Origin of the sequence: Aquitalea sp. LB_tupeE, assembly GCF_013391415.1 — a bacterium.
Lineage (GTDB): Bacteria > Pseudomonadota > Gammaproteobacteria > Burkholderiales > Chromobacteriaceae > Aquitalea.
In genome coordinates, this window is record NZ_JACAXB010000013.1 from 64,263 (window position 1) to 80,750 (window position 16,488).

22 protein-coding genes are annotated in these 16,488 nt (G+C 55.3%); all 22 read right to left on the minus strand.

The features are described 5' to 3' along the window. Nucleotides 1-10: 10 nt before the first annotated feature. A complete protein-coding gene (gene rplF, locus HWX34_RS05530) occupies nucleotides 11-544 on the minus strand; it encodes a 50S ribosomal protein L6 (protein WP_178971346.1) in 534 nt (177 codons plus the stop codon). Between the two features lie 9 nt (nucleotides 545-553). Continuing rightward, nucleotides 554-949, minus strand: coding sequence for a 30S ribosomal protein S8 (gene rpsH, locus HWX34_RS05535; RefSeq protein ID WP_045846876.1), 396 nt, complete (start codon nucleotides 947-949; stop codon nucleotides 554-556). Nucleotides 950-963: 14 nt separating this feature from the next. Then, nucleotides 964-1,269 carry a 30S ribosomal protein S14 gene (rpsN, locus tag HWX34_RS05540; RefSeq protein WP_045846875.1) on the minus strand — a complete coding sequence of 102 codons (306 nt, stop codon included), beginning with the start codon at nucleotides 1,267-1,269 and terminating at the stop codon, nucleotides 964-966. A gap of 4 nt (nucleotides 1,270-1,273) precedes the next feature. Beyond that, nucleotides 1,274-1,813 (minus strand): 50S ribosomal protein L5, encoded by a 540-nt coding sequence (gene rplE / locus HWX34_RS05545; RefSeq protein ID WP_045846874.1) that lies wholly within the window; start codon nucleotides 1,811-1,813, stop codon nucleotides 1,274-1,276. A gap of 12 nt (nucleotides 1,814-1,825) precedes the next feature. Then, nucleotides 1,826-2,140 carry a 50S ribosomal protein L24 gene (rplX, locus tag HWX34_RS05550; protein ID WP_045846873.1) on the minus strand — a complete coding sequence of 105 codons (315 nt, stop codon included), beginning with the start codon at nucleotides 2,138-2,140 and terminating at the stop codon, nucleotides 1,826-1,828. A 9-nt stretch (nucleotides 2,141-2,149) separates the two neighbouring features. Next, complete coding sequence (rplN, locus tag HWX34_RS05555) at nucleotides 2,150-2,518, minus strand: 50S ribosomal protein L14 (RefSeq protein WP_043579386.1); 369 nt, start codon at nucleotides 2,516-2,518, stop codon at nucleotides 2,150-2,152. A gap of 205 nt (nucleotides 2,519-2,723) precedes the next feature. Further along, nucleotides 2,724-2,987: a 30S ribosomal protein S17 gene (rpsQ, locus tag HWX34_RS05560; RefSeq protein WP_045846872.1), complete on the minus strand. Its 264-nt coding sequence runs from the start codon at nucleotides 2,985-2,987 to the stop codon at nucleotides 2,724-2,726. 1 nt (nucleotide 2,988) lies between these two features. Next, complete coding sequence (rpmC, locus tag HWX34_RS05565; RefSeq protein ID WP_011137725.1) at nucleotides 2,989-3,177, minus strand: 50S ribosomal protein L29; 189 nt, start codon at nucleotides 3,175-3,177, stop codon at nucleotides 2,989-2,991. After that, nucleotides 3,177-3,593 (minus strand): 50S ribosomal protein L16, encoded by a 417-nt coding sequence (rplP, locus tag HWX34_RS05570; RefSeq protein WP_045846871.1) that lies wholly within the window; start codon nucleotides 3,591-3,593, stop codon nucleotides 3,177-3,179. The genes rpmC and rplP overlap by 1 nt, the downstream gene beginning before the upstream one ends. Beyond that, nucleotides 3,577-4,278 (minus strand): 30S ribosomal protein S3, encoded by a 702-nt coding sequence (rpsC, locus tag HWX34_RS05575; protein WP_178971347.1) that lies wholly within the window; start codon nucleotides 4,276-4,278, stop codon nucleotides 3,577-3,579. Before rpsC ends, rplP begins: the two co-directional genes overlap by 17 nt. A 10-nt stretch (nucleotides 4,279-4,288) precedes the next feature. Further along, nucleotides 4,289-4,618, minus strand: a complete 330-nt coding sequence (gene rplV / locus HWX34_RS05580; protein WP_045846869.1) for a 50S ribosomal protein L22 — start codon at nucleotides 4,616-4,618, stop codon at nucleotides 4,289-4,291. Nucleotides 4,619-4,627: 9 nt separating this feature from the next. Further along, on the minus strand, nucleotides 4,628-4,906 hold the full coding sequence (gene rpsS, locus HWX34_RS05585) for a 30S ribosomal protein S19 (protein WP_024301222.1): 279 nt from the start codon (nucleotides 4,904-4,906) through the stop codon (nucleotides 4,628-4,630). Nucleotides 4,907-4,912: 6 nt separating this feature from the next. Continuing rightward, nucleotides 4,913-5,746, minus strand: coding sequence for a 50S ribosomal protein L2 (gene rplB / locus HWX34_RS05590; RefSeq protein WP_045846868.1), 834 nt, complete (start codon nucleotides 5,744-5,746; stop codon nucleotides 4,913-4,915). A gap of 11 nt (nucleotides 5,747-5,757) precedes the next feature. Continuing rightward, nucleotides 5,758-6,072, minus strand: a complete 315-nt coding sequence (rplW, locus tag HWX34_RS05595; RefSeq protein WP_197077176.1) for a 50S ribosomal protein L23 — start codon at nucleotides 6,070-6,072, stop codon at nucleotides 5,758-5,760. Continuing rightward, nucleotides 6,063-6,683, minus strand: a complete 621-nt coding sequence (gene rplD / locus HWX34_RS05600) for a 50S ribosomal protein L4 (protein ID WP_045846866.1) — start codon at nucleotides 6,681-6,683, stop codon at nucleotides 6,063-6,065. The genes rplW and rplD overlap by 10 nt, the downstream gene beginning before the upstream one ends. After that, entirely contained in the window at nucleotides 6,683-7,327 is a 645-nt protein-coding gene (rplC, locus tag HWX34_RS05605) for a 50S ribosomal protein L3 (RefSeq protein WP_045846865.1), read from the minus strand. Before rplC ends, rplD begins: the two co-directional genes overlap by 1 nt. Nucleotides 7,328-7,470: 143 nt before the next feature. Then, nucleotides 7,471-7,782 (minus strand): 30S ribosomal protein S10, encoded by a 312-nt coding sequence (rpsJ, locus tag HWX34_RS05610; RefSeq protein ID WP_017507377.1) that lies wholly within the window; start codon nucleotides 7,780-7,782, stop codon nucleotides 7,471-7,473. A 14-nt stretch (nucleotides 7,783-7,796) separates the two neighbouring features. Then, nucleotides 7,797-8,987 (minus strand): elongation factor Tu, encoded by a 1,191-nt coding sequence (tuf, locus tag HWX34_RS05615; RefSeq protein WP_119313285.1) that lies wholly within the window; start codon nucleotides 8,985-8,987, stop codon nucleotides 7,797-7,799. Nucleotides 8,988-9,059: 72 nt separating this feature from the next. After that, the gene (gene fusA, locus HWX34_RS05620; RefSeq protein WP_045848784.1) at nucleotides 9,060-11,156 is read right to left on the minus strand and encodes an elongation factor G; all 2,097 of its coding nucleotides are present in this window, start codon (nucleotides 11,154-11,156) and stop codon (nucleotides 9,060-9,062) included. A gap of 27 nt (nucleotides 11,157-11,183) precedes the next feature. Further along, nucleotides 11,184-11,654, minus strand: a complete 471-nt coding sequence (gene rpsG, locus HWX34_RS05625) for a 30S ribosomal protein S7 (RefSeq protein WP_045848783.1) — start codon at nucleotides 11,652-11,654, stop codon at nucleotides 11,184-11,186. A gap of 99 nt (nucleotides 11,655-11,753) precedes the next feature. Next, nucleotides 11,754-12,125 (minus strand): 30S ribosomal protein S12, encoded by a 372-nt coding sequence (rpsL, locus tag HWX34_RS05630; RefSeq protein WP_045848782.1) that lies wholly within the window; start codon nucleotides 12,123-12,125, stop codon nucleotides 11,754-11,756. A gap of 163 nt (nucleotides 12,126-12,288) precedes the next feature. Next, nucleotides 12,289-16,482 (minus strand): DNA-directed RNA polymerase subunit beta', encoded by a 4,194-nt coding sequence (gene rpoC, locus HWX34_RS05635; RefSeq protein ID WP_178971348.1) that lies wholly within the window; start codon nucleotides 16,480-16,482, stop codon nucleotides 12,289-12,291. Between the last annotated feature and the right edge of the window lie 6 nt (nucleotides 16,483-16,488).

The window sequence follows — 16,488 nt, forward strand, 5'->3', positions numbered from 1 at the left end:
AGTGCCTCAGTTACTTCTTCTTGGTTTCTTTCAGAACCACAACCTCATCAGCGTAACGAACGCCCTTGCCCTTGTAGGGTTCCGGGGAACGATAAGCGCGGATTTCGGCAGCGATCTGGCCAACGAGTTGCTTGTCAGCACCCTTGATCAGGATCTCGGTCTGAGTCGGAGTCTCAGCCTTGATGCCAGCAGGCATCTGGTGAGCTACCGGATGGGAGAAACCCAGAGACAGGTTCAGGGTGTCGCCTTGAGCCTGGGCACGGTAACCCACGCCAACCAGCTGCAGCTTCTTCTCGAAGCCCTTGGATACACCAATCACCATATTGTTCAGCAGGGCGCGCAGGGTACCGGACATGGCACGTGCGAACTTGCTGTCGTTTTTAGCCGCAAAAGTCAGTTCGTTGTTGTCGAACTTGATTTCAACGTCATTGCACAGAGCGGTGCTCAGAGAGCCCAGGGCGCCCTTTACAGTCACTTCTGCAGCACCGAATTTCACTTCGACGCCAGCCGGAATGGCTACGGGATTCTTAGCTACGCGAGACATTTGACCCCCTTATGCCACTACGCACAGCAGCTCACCGCCGATACCGGCAGCGCGTGCTTTGCGATCGGTCATGATGCCCTTGGAAGTAGACAGGATAGCTACGCCCAGACCATTCATTACCTTCGGGATTTCGGTGGAGCCCTTGTACACGCGCAGGCCAGGACGGGAAACGCGGTCAATGCGTTCGATCACCGGACGGCCAGCGTAGTACTTGAGCTGGATATCAAGAACAGGCTTCTTGGCTTCGCCGGCAACGGCGAAATCTTCGATGTAGCCTTCTTCTTTCAGCACCTGTGCCAGCGCAACTTTCAGCTTGGAAGACGGCATAGCAACAGCCACCTTGGAAGCCATTTGGCCGTTACGGATGCGGGTCAACATATCGGAAATAGGATCGTGCATGCTCATTTATGGTTCTCCTATTACCAGCTGGCCTTAACAACACCCGGAATTTCGCCCTTCATGGCGATTTCACGGAGTTTGTTACGACCCAGACCGAATTTACGGAACACGCCACGCGGACGACCGGTAATGGCGCAGCGACGACGCTGGCGTACCGGGGAAGCATTGCGCGGCAGCTGCTGCAGTTGCAGGCGAGCGGCGAAGCGTTCTTCTTCCGAGAGGCTTTGATTGTTGATGGTAGCGATGAGGGCTTCGCGCTTAGCGGCAAATTTTTCAGCCACCTTAACGCGCTTCTCTTCACGCTTGATCAGTGCAAGTTTTGCCATGTGCTTAACCCTTGAACGGGAACTTGAACGCAGCCAGCAGAGCGCGGGCCTCTTCGTCAGTCTTCGCCGTAGTGGTAACAGTAATGTTCATACCACGCAGAGCATCGATCTTGTCGTACTCGATTTCCGGGAAGATGATCTGTTCCTTGACACCCATGTTGTAGTTGCCACGGCCGTCAAAAGACTTGGCGGAAACACCACGGAAGTCACGAACACGCGGCAACGCGATGGTTACCAGACGGTCCAGGAATTCGTACATGCGTTCACGGCGCAGGGTAACCTTGCAACCAACCGGATAGTCATCACGAATCTTGAAGCCGGCGATGGATTTGCGAGCGGTGGTAACTACCGGCTTCTGGCCAGCAATCTTTTCCATGTCGCCCACGGCGAATTCCATTACCTTTTTATCGGCAACAGCTTCACCAACACCCATGTTGACGGTGATCTTCTCGATGCGCGGAACTTCCATGATAGACTTGTAGCCGAACTGTTTCATCAGTTCCGGCACTACGCTGTCTTTGTAGAAATCGTAGAAACGTGCCATGTTTGCTTTTCCTTACGCGCCGATAACTTCGCCACTGGACTTGAACACGCGTACCTTGCGGCCGTCTTCAAGAGTCTTGAAGCCTACGCGGTCAGCCTTTTGGCTAGCCGGGTTGAAAATAGCAACGTTGGAAGCGTCAACAGGCATAACCTTTTCAACGATACCACCAGCAACGCCACGCACCGGATTCGGCTTCTGGTGTTTCTTGGCAACATTCACGCCTTCAACAACCAGTTTTTCATCCAGGACGCGCAGAACGGTGCCGCGTTTACCCTTGTCTTTACCGGTGATTACTACGACTTCATCACCTTTACGAATTTTGCGCATGCGACCTCCTTACAGCACTTCAGGAGCAAGCGACACGATCTTCATGAAACGCTCGGTACGCAGTTCACGCGTCACGGGTCCGAAGATACGAGTGCCAATCGGCTCAAGCTTGTTGTTGAGCAGAACGGCAGCATTGCTATCAAACTTGATCAACGAGCCGTCCGGACGACGCACGCCTTTGGCAGTGCGCACTACTACTGCGTTGTACACGTCGCCTTTTTTGACGCGACCGCGCGGAGCAGCATCCTTGATGCTCACCTTGATGATGTCGCCAACGCTTGCATAGCGACGCTTGGAACCGCCCAATACCTTGATGCACATAACGTGACGCGCACCAGTATTGTCAGCGACCTCAAGCATGGTCTGCATTTGGATCATTTGATGATTACCTTTCTAATCCAACTTTATCCGTCACTTTCACCTGCCGGTTTCTCGCATAAGAGCAAGACCAAACAGACGAAACGCCACAGATCAAGCTGTGGCGTGTCAAACGGCCAGTTTTGGACCCCGTAAGGGCGGAATTCCTATCCGACACGGATAAGAAGATGGCCATTATACAAGGGACTTTCGTCCCTTGCAAGTCTTATACCTGGCGAGATTTCTCGACCAGGGCAGTCACCACCCACGATTTGGTCTTCGAGAGAGGACGGGACTCGCTGATTACTACGATGTCGCCGGCCTTGAACTCGTTGTTCTCGTCGTGTGCGTGGAACTTCTTAGAACGACGGATAATCTTGCCGTAGATCGGGTGCTTAACCTTGCGCTCGACCAGAACGGTTACAGTCTTATCCATCTTGTCGCTGACAACAGTACCGGTCAGCGTACGTACCACTTTGGTTTCGCTCATCTTAAACTGCCTTTTCTTTCAGAACGGTGCGAACACGAGCGATGTCGCGACGCACTTTCTTCAGTTCAGAGGTCTTGGCGAGTTGCTGAGTAGCGTGCTGCATACGCAGGGCAAACTGGGCCTTCAGGAGGCTCAGCAGTTCCGCTTTCAGCTCGTCAACAGTTTTGGCTTTCAGTTCGGACGCTTTCATTACTGACCTACCTGTCTAGTTACAAACACAGTGGCGATCGGCAACTTGGCTGCGGCCAGACGGAAAGCTTCACGAGCGAGTTCCTCGTTAACACCGTCCATTTCGTACAGCATCTTGCCAGGCTGAATCTCGGCCACGTAGTATTCCGGAGAACCCTTACCCCCACCCATACGCACTTCAGCAGGCTTGGAAGTGATCGGCTTGTCCGGGAAAATACGGATCCAGATACGACCGCCACGCTTGATGTGACGGGTCATGGCACGACGGGCCGCTTCGATCTGACGCGCGGTCAGACGACCACGACCAACAGCCTTCAAACCGAAATCACCAAAGCTCACTTTGTTGCCACGGGTAGCGATACCAGTGTTGCGGCCTTTATGCTGTTTACGGTACTTGAGTCTAGTTGGCTGCAGCATTGCGCGGGCCCTTTCTCGTTTTCTTCTCGGTCGCAACCGGAGCCGGTGCTACTTGACCCGGCTTCAGCTCACCTTTGTAAACCCATACCTTGATGCCAATGATACCGTAGGTGGTTTTGGCTTCAGAGGTAGCGTAGTCAACATCGGCACGCAGGGTATGCAGCGGCACACGGCCTTCGCGATACCATTCGCTACGAGCGATATCGATGCCGTTCAGACGACCGGAGGACATGATCTTGATGCCCTGGGCGCCCATACGCATGGCGTTCTGCATGGAACGCTTCATGGCACGGCGGAACATCACGCGCTTTTCCAGCTGGGAGGCGATGCCATCAGCAATGATTTGCGCATCCAGTTCCGGCTTGCGAACTTCTTCGATATTCACGTGAACCGGCACGCCCAGACGAGCTTGCAGTTCGCGCTTCAGAACTTCAATGTCCTCACCTTTCTTACCGATCACAACACCCGGACGGGCACTGTGAATGGTAATGCGTGCGGACTTAGCCGGACGCTCGATGGTGACACGACCAACAGCCGCATGACCCAGGCGCTTCTTCAGGTATTCGCGAACTTCCAGGTCTTGCATCAGCATTTCCGAGAAATTCTTCGAATTGGCGAACCACTTGGAAGACCAGTTTTTGTTAACGGCAAGACGGAATCCCGTCGGATGAATCTTCTGACCCATTTCTTACCCCTTAATTGCCAACGGTCAACGAGATGTGGCAGGTCTGCTTTTCGATGCGATTGCCACGACCCTTAGCACGGGCAGTGAAACGCTTCAGACTAGCGCCTTTGTCAACAAAGATGCTGGTGACACGCAGGGTGTCGATGTCAGCGCCTTCGTTGTGTTCGGCGTTAGCGATGGCAGATTCCAGCACTTTCTTCACAATAACCGCGCCCTTCTTCGGGGAGAAGGCCAGGATATTCAAAGCCTGACCAACGGATTGACCGCGGATCAGATCGGCCACCAAGCGGCACTTTTGTGCCGACAGGCGGACGCTTTTCAGATTTGCAGATACTCTCATCGCTTCACCTTATCTCTTCTTCGCCTTCTTATCGGCCGCGTGGCCTTTGAAGGTACGAGTCAGCGAGAATTCGCCCAGTTTATGACCGACCATGTTTTCGGAAACATAAACAGGCACATGGGTGCGACCGTTGTGTACCGCGATGGTCAAACCAATGAAGTCCGGCAGGACGGTCGAACGACGCGACCAAGTCTTGATCGGACGCTTGTCATTGGTTGCACGCGCCGCGTCGACCTTCTTCAGAAGGTGCAGATCAACGAACGGGCCTTTTTTCTGCGAACGTGCCATTGTCAATTACCCTTTAGTAGAATAGCGGCGGCGTACGATCATGTTGTCGGTACGCTTGTTGCGACGGGTACGGAAGCCCTTAGTCGGAGTGCCCCATGGGCTAACCGGCACACGGCCTTCACCAGTACGGCCTTCACCACCACCATGCGGGTGATCAATCGGGTTCATCGCAGTACCGCGAACGGTCGGACGAATACCACGCCAGCGGCTAGCACCAGCCTTACCCAGCTTACGCAGGGAATGCTCTTCGTTGCTAACTTCGCCAACAGTGGCGCGGCAGTCAACATGCACCAGGCGAATTTCGCCCGAACGCAGACGCAGCTGAGCATAGACACCTTCACGGGCCAGCAGCATGGCGGAACCGCCAGCCGAACGGACCATTTGGGCACCCTTGCCAGGTTGCAGCTCTACGCAGTGGATAGTCGTACCCACCGGGATGTTGCGGATCGGCAGAGCGTTACCAGCCTTGATCGGTGCTTCAGCACCGGACAGCAGAACTGCACCAGCTTTCACACCGCGCGGAGCGATAATGTAGCGGCGTTCGCCATCGGCGTAGCACAACAGAGCGATGTGGGCAGTACGGTTCGGATCGTATTCGATACGTTCCACTTTTGCCGGAATGCCATCCTTGTTGCGACGGAAGTCGATCAGACGGTAGTGCTTCTTGTGACCACCACCCATGTGACGGGTAGTAATGTGGCCATTATTGTTACGACCGGCAGTGGCAGACTTTTTCTCTACCAGAGCGGCGTGCGGAGCGCCTTTGTGCAGATCAGGGTGAACCACCTTGACAACAGCACGACGACCCGCGGAAGTCGGTTTTACTTTAACGATAGGCATGCTCTATCTCCTTACTCCGCAGCGGCCGGGGTGGCGGTCAGATCGATTTCCTGACCCTGAACCAGGCTAACGTAAGCCTTTTTCCAGTCTTTACGACGGCCAAAGGTACGGCCAAAGCGCTTGACTTTGCCCTTTACGTTAACAGTGGATACGCCTTCAACTTTTACGTTGAACAGCATTTCAACTGCAGCCTTGATCTCCGGCTTGGTAGCATCGGTAGCAACACGGAAAACAACTTGCTGATGCTTCTCAGCAACCATGGTGCTCTTTTCGGAAACAACCGGGGCCAGAATTACTTGCAACAGACGTTCTTGATTCATGCCCACTGCTCCTCCAGATGCTGCACCGCCTCACGGGTGATGACGATCTTCTTGAAACGCAGCAGGCTGTACGGGTCAGCTTGTTGAGCTTCGATCACCAGCACGTTCGGCAGATTGCGCGAAGACAGATAGAGGTTTTCGTCCAGTTCACGGGTAATGAACAGAGCCTGTTCCAGACCCATGGACTTAACCACACCTACGAATTCTTTGGTTTTCGGCGATTCAACCGACAGCGAATCAACCACGATCAGACGTTCGTCGCGAACCAGTTGGGACAGGATAGCTGCCATACCAGCGCGGAACATCTTGCGGTTTACCTTCTGAGAGAAATTCTCATCCGGGCTGTTCGGGAAAGCACGACCACCACCACGACGGTTCGGAGTGGAAGTCATACCGGCACGTGCGTTACCAGTACCCTTCTGCTTGAACGGCTTCTTGGTGGAGTGGTTTACTTCGGCACGAGTCAGCTGAGCACGGTTACCGCTGCGAGCATTCGCCAGGAATGCAGTCACAACCTGGTGAACCAGGGCTTCGTTGTATTCGCGACCGAACAGAGTCTCGGATGCCTGCAGGCTGCCAGCAGCCTGACCTTGGCTATTGATTACTTTCAATTCCATCACGCACCTGCCTTCACGCTAGGACGAACGACAACATCGCCGTTCTTGGCACCAGGAACGGCACCCTTAACCAGAAGCAGCTGACGCTCGGCGTCAACACGAACAACTTCCAGGCACTGAACAGTGCTCTTGACGTTGCCGTACTGACCAGCCATGCGCTTACCCGGGAAAATACGACCCGGATCCTGTGCCTGACCGATAGAACCCGGCGTGTTATGCGAACGGGAGTTACCGTGCGAAGCGCGGTTGGAAGAGAAGTTGTGACGCTTGATCACACCGGAGAAACCCTTACCCTTGGAGGTACCGGTTACATCAACCAGTTGACCTACGGTGAAGATTTCAACGGACAGTGCATCACCCGGCTTCAGGGAGGAGAGAGCTTCTGCGGACAGAACGAATTCGTTCAGACCCAGACCTGCTTCAACGCCAGCCTTGGCAAAGTGACCAGCAGCCGCCTTGTTAACGCGGCTGGCTTTACGGGCACCGAAAGTAACTTGAACGGCAGTGTAGCCGTCAACTTCGGCAGTTTTGATTTGCGTGACGCGGTTAGCAGACATGTCCAGCACAGTTACCGGGATGGAAGCACCATCTTCGGCAAAAATGCGGGTCATGCCGACTTTGCGACCGACAAGACCTAAACTCATGTTTATATCCTTTTGCAGGCGCCGATTACGATTGACCGGCATAAAAAACAAAAGCGGACTCGCAAAATTGCGAGTCCGCTAATGTATCACAGGATTTTCAGCAATCGCAAGCACTTAGCATGCGACAGGCTGATTTCTTGCAATTACTGCAGCTTGATTTCCACATCCACACCGGCCGGCAGGTCGAGCTTCATCAGAGCATCAACAGTCTTGTCGGTCGGATCTACGATGTCCATCAGGCGCAGGTGAGTACGGATTTCCAGCTGGTCGCGGGAAGTCTTGTTCACGTGCGGGGAACGCAGAACGTTGAAACGCTCGATTTTGGTCGGCAGCGGAACCGGGCCCTTAACAACAGCGCCGGTACGCTTGGCAGTTTCAACGATTTCCTGGGCGGAACGATCGATCAGGTTGTAATCGAAGGCCTTCAGGCGGATGCGGATTTTCTGGCTTTGCATATTATCTGCTCCGATTAGGCGATGATTTTGGCAACAACGCCGGCGCCAACAGTACGGCCACCTTCACGGATCGCGAAACGCAGACCTTCTTCCATAGCGATCGGTGCGATCAGTTCTACGGTGATTTCCACGTTGTCACCCGGCATTACCATTTCCACGCCTTCGGCCAGGCTTACAGCACCGGTCACGTCGGTAGTACGGAAGTAGAACTGCGGACGGTAGTTAGCGAAGAACGGGGTGTGACGACCGCCTTCATCCTTGCTCAGCACGTATACCGATGCGCCGAACTTGGTGTGCGGGGTGATGGTACCCGGCTTGGCCAGAACCTGACCACGCTCTACGTCTTCACGCTTGGTACCACGCAGCAGTACGCCTACGTTGTCACCAGCCTGACCTTGATCCAGCAGCTTGCGGAACATTTCAACGCCGGTGCAGGTGGTCTTCGCAGTTGCCTTCAGGCCTACGATTTCCAGTTCTTCACCAACTTTAACGATACCGCGCTCTACACGACCGGTCACTACAGTACCACGACCGGAGATGGAGAATACGTCTTCGATCGGCAGCAGGAACGGCTTGTCAACAGCGCGTTCCGGCGTCGGGATGTAGGAGTCCAGAGCAGCTGCCAGACGGAAGATGGAGGGTTCGCCCATTTCGGATTGGTCGCCTTCCAGTGCCAGACGAGCAGAACCGATCACTACCGGAGTGTCATCGCCCGGGAAGTCGTAGGAAGACAGCAGATCGCGCACTTCCATTTCAACCAGTTCCAGCAGTTCAGCGTCGTCAACCAGGTCAGCCTTGTTCAGGTAAACGATGATGTACGGTACGCCAACCTGACGGGACAGCAGGATGTGTTCGCGGGTTTGCGGCATCGGGCCGTCAGCAGCGGAGCACACCAGGATAGCGCCGTCCATCTGGGCAGCACCGGTAATCATGTTCTTAACGTAGTCGGCGTGACCCGGGCAGTCTACGTGAGCGTAGTGACGGGACTCGGTTTCGTATTCTACGTGTGCGGTATTAATGGTAATACCACGTGCCTTTTCTTCCGGCGCGCTGTCGATCTGGGAGTAGTCCTTGGCTTCGCCACCGAACTTCTTCGACAGAATGGTGGTGATCGCTGCGGTCAGGGTGGTCTTACCGTGGTCAACGTGACCGATGGTGCCGACGTTTACGTGCGGTTTGGTCCGTTCAAACTTTTCTTTTGCCATTTTGCAAAAATCCTTAATTAAAGAACATTAGATCAGAGTTGACCAGCCAGAGCCGGCCAACTTCAGCGCGCATTACTTCTTGGCGGCCATTACGGCTTCAGCGATATGCTTCGGCGCTTCGGAGTAGTGCTTGAACTCCATGGAGTAGGTAGCACGACCCTGAGTAGCAGAACGCAGGTCGGTGGAGTAACCGAACATCTCGGCCAGCGGTACTTCGGCCTTGATCTTCTTGCCACCCAGACCATCATCGTCCATACCTTGCACGATGCCGCGACGACGGTTCAGGTCACCCATCACGTCGCCCATGTACTCTTCCGGCGTCTCAACTTCAACAGCCATCATCGGTTCGAGGATGCACGGGCCGGCACGGCGCATGGCTTCCTTGAAGGCGATGGAACCGGCCAGTTCGAAGGCGATCTGCGAGGAGTCAACGTCGTGGTAGGAACCGAAGGTCAGACGTACGGTTACGTCAACCACCGGGAAGCCAGCCAGAATGCCGTTGTTCAGCGAGTTGCGGATACCCTTGTCAACGGAAGGAATGAATTCACGCGGAATCACACCACCCTTGATCTCGTCGATGAACTTGTAGCCATTACCTTCGCCGGACGGCTCCAGAGTAATCGTACAATCACCGTACTGACCCTTACCGCCGGACTGCTTGGCGTGCTTACCTTGCACGTCGGTAACAGTCTTGGTAATGGTTTCGCGGTAAGCAACCTGCGGAGCACCCACGTTGGCTTCAACGCCGAACTCACGCTTCATGCGGTCAACCAGAATTTCCAGGTGCAGTTCACCCATACCGGAAATGATGGTCTGGCCGGATTCTTCGTCAGTGCGTACACGGAAGGACGGGTCTTCCTTAGCCAGGCGGTTCAGGGCAACGCCCATCTTTTCCTGGTCGGCCTTGGTCTTCGGCTCAACAGCAACGTGAATAACCGGATCCGGGAATTCCATGCGTTCCAGCACGATCGGTGCATCAACGGAACACAGGGTTTCACCAGTAGTCACTTCCTTCAGGCCGATAGCAGCAGCGATGTCACCAGCGCGTACTTCTTCGATTTCCTTACGGTCGTTGGCGTGCATCTGTACGATACGGCCGATACGTTCCTTCTTGCCCTTCACGGAGTTCATTACGGTATCACCGGATTGAACCACGCCAGAGTAAACGCGGAAGAAGGTCAGCTGACCTACGTACGGGTCATTCATCAGCTTGAATGCCAACGCGGAGAACGGTTCGTCGTCAGAGGCGTGACGTTCGGCTTCAACACCGTCGACTTCACCCTTGATCGCCGGAACTTCAGTCGGCGAGGGCAGCAGTTCGATCACGGCGTCCAGCATGCGCTGTACACCCTTGTTCTTGAACGCGGAACCACACAGCATCGGCTGGATTTCGCAACGCAGGGTACGTGCACGCAGACCAGCAACGATTTCTTCCTCGGTCAGCGTTTCGCCGCCCAGGTACTTGTCCATCATTTCGTCGCTGACTTCGGCAGCGGCTTCAACCATCTTCTCGCGCCATTCTTCAGCCACGGAAACCAGGTCAGCCGGGATTTCGCCGTATTCGAACTTCATGCCCTGGGAAGCTTCATCCCAGATGATGGCCTTCATCTTCAGCAGGTCAACCACGCCTTCGAAGCCATCTTCAGCACCGATCGGTACAACGATAGGTACCGGATTGCCACGCAGACGGGTTTTCACCTGCTCTACGGCACGGAAGAAGTTGGCACCCTGACGGTCCATCTTGTTCACGAAGGCAATACGCGGAACCTTGTACTTGTTGGCCTGACGCCATACGGTTTCGGACTGCGGCTGAACACCACCCACAGCGCAGTAAACCATTACGGCACCGTCCAGTACACGCATGGAACGCTCTACCTCAATGGTAAAGTCCACGTGGCCCGGGGTATCGATGATGTTGAAACGATGTTCCGGGAACTGCATGCCCATACCTTTCCAGAAGGTAGTGGTAGCAGCGGAGGTGATGGTAATACCACGCTCCTGTTCCTGTTCCATCCAGTCCATGGTGGCGGCGCCATCATGCACTTCACCGATCTTGTGGTTAACACCGGTGTAAAACAGAATACGCTCGGTAGTAGTTGTCTTACCGGCGTCAATGTGAGCGGAAATACCGATATTACGGTAGCGCTCGATGGGGGTCTTTCTAGCCACGATCTACACCTTATTGTGTGGTTGAGCTTAGAAGCGGAAGTGAGAGAAGGCCTTGTTGGCTTCTGCCATACGATGCACTTCGTCACGCTTCTTCATGGCGCCGCCACGACCTTCGGCAGCGTCGATCAGCTCACCGGCAAGGCGCAGGTCCATGGACTTTTCGCCACGCTTACGCGCAGCATCACGCAGCCAGCGCATGGCCAGAGCCATACGACGGGACGGACGAACTTCAACAGGAACTTGATAGTTTGCACCACCTACACGGCGGCTTTTTACTTCAACAATCGGCTTGGCATTGGACAGTGCTGCGTTGAACACTTCCAGTGCGCTCTTGCCGGTTTTCTTTTCGATCTGTTCCAGTGCGCCGTAGATGATGCGTTCTGCAACGGCTTTCTTGCCGTCGATCATCACGACGTTCATGAACTTAGACAGATCTTGGGAACCGAACTTCGGATCCGGCAGAATCTCGCGCTTGGGGACTTCTCTGCGTCTTGGCATGTTACTTCCTTCATTATTCAGTTGAGCTTGTGCTCATGACCACCCATGTAAAAGCAGCCACTTACTCGACGACCTCAGGCCGCCGCCAGTACATCCCAATTATTTAGGACGCTTAGCACCGTATTTGGAACGGGACTGTTTACGGTCCTTAACACCTGCGGTGTCCAGGGAGCCGCGTACGGTGTGGTAACGCACACCCGGCAAGTCTTTTACACGACCGCCACGGATCAGCACTACGGAGTGTTCCTGCAGGTTGTGGCCTTCACCACCGATGTAGGAAATCACTTCGAAGCCGTTGGTCAGACGAACCTTGCATACTTTACGCAGCGCGGAGTTCGGCTTTTTCGGGGTGGTAGTGTAAACACGGGTGCACACGCCACGCTTCTGCGGGCAGGCTTCCAGCGCAGGCACCTTGCTGTTCACGGTCAGGACCGCACGGCCCTTGCGAACGAGTTGGTTAATGGTTGGCATTACTATCAGTTCCTAGTTGATTCATTCTGCAGACAACACGCCTCCAGAAGGACGGAGGATTATATTTTAGTCAAATACTTACCGTCAATTGAAAAACGCCGCACTACCAGCAACTGCAGCTGGTAGCGCGGCGTTTTTTCAACAGACAGCCAGTTTGTACTGCTTAGCTGTTGTTTTCCACTTCATCCACGTGTTGCTCATCCAGCAACTGGGACTGGGAAATATCCAGTCCTTGCCCCTGGCGGCGACGGGTACGGTGATAGGCCAGACCGGTACCGGCCGGAATCAGACGACCCACAATCACGTTTTCCTTCAGACCGCGCAGATCATCCTTCTTGCCCATGATGGCCGCTTCGGTCAGCACGCGGGTGGTTTCCTGGAAGGAAGCCGCCGAGATGAAGGAGTCGGTGGACAGGGAAGCCTTGGTAATACCCAGCAGGATGTTTTCGTACTGGGCAGGTTCCTTGCCTTCGGCCAGCATCTGGTCGTTCATTTCCAGCACGTCCGCACGTTCAACCTGTTCACCCTGGATGAACTCGGTGTCACCACTGTCGGAGATGATGACACGACGCAGCATCTGGCGAATGATCACTTCGATGTGCTTGTCGTTAATCTTCACACCTTGCAGACGGTACACTTCCTGAACTTCCTGGACGATGTAACGTGCCAGCGCTTCGATACCTTGCAGACGCAGAATGTCGTGCGGGTCAACCGGACCGTCGACGATCAGTTCACCACGGTTGACGACCTGACCATCGTGCACCAGAACGTGCTTGTCTTTCGGGATCAGGTTTTCGTAACCGTTACCTTCCAGATCGGTGATGATCAGACGCTGCTTGCCCTTGGTGTCCTTACCGAAGGAAACAGTACCGGTCACCTCGGCCAGCATACCGGCGTCCTTCGGCGAACGGGCTTCGAACAGTTCGGCCACACGCGGCAGACCACCGGTAATGTCACGGGTCTTGGAGGATTCCTGCGGGATGCGGGCCAGCACTTCGCCCTTGCCCACTTCCTGACCGTCACGCACGGTAATGATGGCGCCTACCTGGAAGGTGATGGATACCGAAGCATCCGAACCTGCCAGCTTCACTTCCAGACCGTTTTCGTCCAGCAGCTTCACCAGCGGACGCAGCATCTTGGACTGCGAACCGGCACGACGCTTCGGATCGATAACCACCAGGGTGGACAGACCGGTCACTTCGTCGGTCTGCTTGGCAACGGTGTTGCCCTCTTCCACGTTTTCGAATTTCACGCGGCCAGCGTACTCGGTGATGATCGGACGGGTGTGCGGGTCCCAGGTCGCCAGGACTGCACCAGCCTTGATCACCAGACCGTCGGTCACCATCAGGGTGGCGCCATACGGTACTTTGTGGCGTTCGCGCTCACGGCCCATATCGTCATGGATCACCACTTCACCGGAACGGGTGATGACAATCAGCTCTCCCTTGGTGTTGGCAACATAACGCATCTGGCTGGAGAAGCGTACGGTACCGTTCGACTTACCTTCAACCTGGCTGGCTGCGGCATTTCGGGACGCGGCACCACCAATGTGGAAGGTACGCATGGTCAGCTGGGTACCCGGCTCACCAATCGACTGCGCAGCAATCACACCGACTGCTTCACCGGCGTTCACGCGCTTGCCGCGTGCCAGGTCACGACCGTAGCACTTGGCGCACAGACCATAACGGGTGTCGCAAGTAATGGCAGTGCGGACCTTGACTTCGTCGATACCCAGGCTGTCGATGACGTCAACCATGTGTTCGTCCAGCAGGGTGCCGGCTTCCAGAACGGTTTCGCCAGTCGACGGATCAACCACGTCAACAGCGGTAACACGACCCAGAATACGATCACGCAGTGCTTCAATAACGTCGCCACCTTGCAGAACCGCCTTCATGGTGAAGCCATTGCTGGTGCCGCAATCATCTTCGATCACCACCAGATCCTGCGTCACGTCTACCAGACGACGAGTCAGGTAACCGGAGTTAGCGGTCTTCAAGGCCGTATCCGCCAGACCCTTACGGGCACCGTGAGTGGAGATGAAGTACTGCAGAACCGTCAGACCTTCACGGAAGTTGGCGGTAATCGGCGTTTCGATAATGGAGCCGTCCGGCTTGGCCATCAGACCCCGCATACCGGCCAGCTGCTTGATCTGTGCTGCGGAACCCCGCGCACCAGAGTCGGCCATCATATAAATGGAGTTGAAGGATTCCTGATCGACTTCCTTGCCTTCGCGGTCCAGCACCTTCTGCTTGGACAGCTCGTCCATCATGGCCTTGGCGATCTTGTCGCCAGTACGGCCCCAGATGTCCACTACCTTGTTGTAGCGTTCGCCCTGGGTAACCAGACCTTGACGGTACTGTTCTTCGATTTCCTTGACTTCCTTCTGGGCTTCACCCAGCAGCTCGACCTTCTTGCCCGGGATTTGCATGTCGTCCACGCAAATGGAGATACCGCCACGGGTGGAGTAGGCAAAACCGGTGTACATCAACTGGTCGGCGAAGATCACGGTATCGCGGATGCCGCAACGGCGGAACGATACGTTGATCAGCTTGGAGATTTCCTTCTTCTTCAGCGCCTTGTTGATGTGCTCGAACGGCAGGCCCTTCGGCAGGATATCCGACAGGATTGCACGACCAACGGTGGTCTCGTAACGCTTGATCACCGGCTGGAATTCGCCCTGCTCATCCTTTTCCCATTCTTTCAGACGAACGGTAATGCGGGTAGCCAGTTCAACCTGACGGGTTTCGTAAGCGCGATGCACTTCCTTGGTGTCGGCAAATACCATGCCTTCACCCTTGCCGTTTACCTTGTCGCGGGTCATGTAGTACAGACCCAGCACGATATCCTGGGACGGTACGATGATCGGGTCGCCGTTGGCCGGGGACAGCACGTTGTTGGTGGCCAGCATCAGGGTACGGGCTTCCATCTGCGCTTCCAGCGACAGCGGCACGTGAACGGCCATCTGGTCACCGTCAAAGTCGGCGTTGAATGCCGCGCAGACCAGCGGATGCAGCTGGATGGCCTTGCCTTCGATCAGTACCGGCTCGAACGCCTGGATACCCAGACGGTGCAGGGTCGGCGCACGGTTCAAGAGGACCGGATGTTCGCGGATCACGTCTTCCAGGATGTCCCATACTTCCGGCACTTCCTGCTCGACCAGCTTCTTGGCTGCCTTGATGGTGGAAGCCAGGCCCATGACTTCCAGCTTATGGAAGATGAAAGGCTTGAACAGTTCCAGCGCCATTTTCTTCGGCAGACCGCACTGATGCAGACGCAGGGTCGGACCTACGGTAATCACGGAACGGCCGGAGTAGTCGACACGCTTACCCAGCAAGTTCTGACGGAAGCGACCGCCCTTACCCTTGATCATGTCGGCCAGCGACTTCAGCGGACGCTTGTTGGCGCCAGTCATGGCCTTGCCGCGACGACCGTTGTCCAGCAGCGAGTCAACCGATTCTTGCAGCATGCGCTTTTCGTTGCGCACGATGATGTCCGGGGCGCGCAGTTCCAGCAGGCGCTTCAGACGGTTGTTACGGTTGATGACGCGGCGATACAGGTCGTTCAGGTCGGAAGTGGCAAAACGGCCACCATCCAGCGGTACCAGCGGACGCAGTTCCGGCGGCAGTACCGGCAGCACTTCCAGAATCATCCATTCCGGCTTCATGCCGGAGCGCTGGAAGGCTTCCAGCACTTTCAGACGCTTGGCGATCTTCTTGATCTTGGTGTCGGAATTGGTGGCTTCCAGTTCGCGACGCAGGGTCTCGATCTCGGTATCCAGATTCAGACGCTTCAACAGTTCGCGTACGGCTTCGGCACCCATCATGGCGACGAATTCTTCGCCGTACTGGTCTTCCTTGTCCAGGAAGTCTTCTTCGGTGAGCAGCTGACGGTATTGCAGCGGCGTCATGCCCGGATCGGTCACGACGAATGCTTCGAAGTACAGTACGCGTTCGATGTCGCGCAGGGTCATGTCGAGCACCATGCCCAGACGAGACGGCAGGCTCTTCAGGAACCAGATGTGCGCAGTCGGGCTGGCCAGTTCGATGTGGCCCATGCGTTCGCGACGCACTTTGGACAGGGTGACTTCAACGCCACACTTCTCGCAGATGACGCCACGATGCTTCAGGCGCTTGTATTTGCCGCACAGGCATTCGTAGTCTTTTACCGGCCCGAAGATACGGGCGCAGAACAGGCCGTCACGTTCCGGCTTGAAGGTACGATAGTTGATGGTTTCCGGCTTTTTGACTTCACCATAAGACCAGGAACGGATCTTGTCGGGCGAAGCGATGCCGATTTTAATCGCATCAAACTCTTCTTCTTGCGTTACTTGCTTAAAGAGGTCGAGCAGAGCTTTCATTGCGTC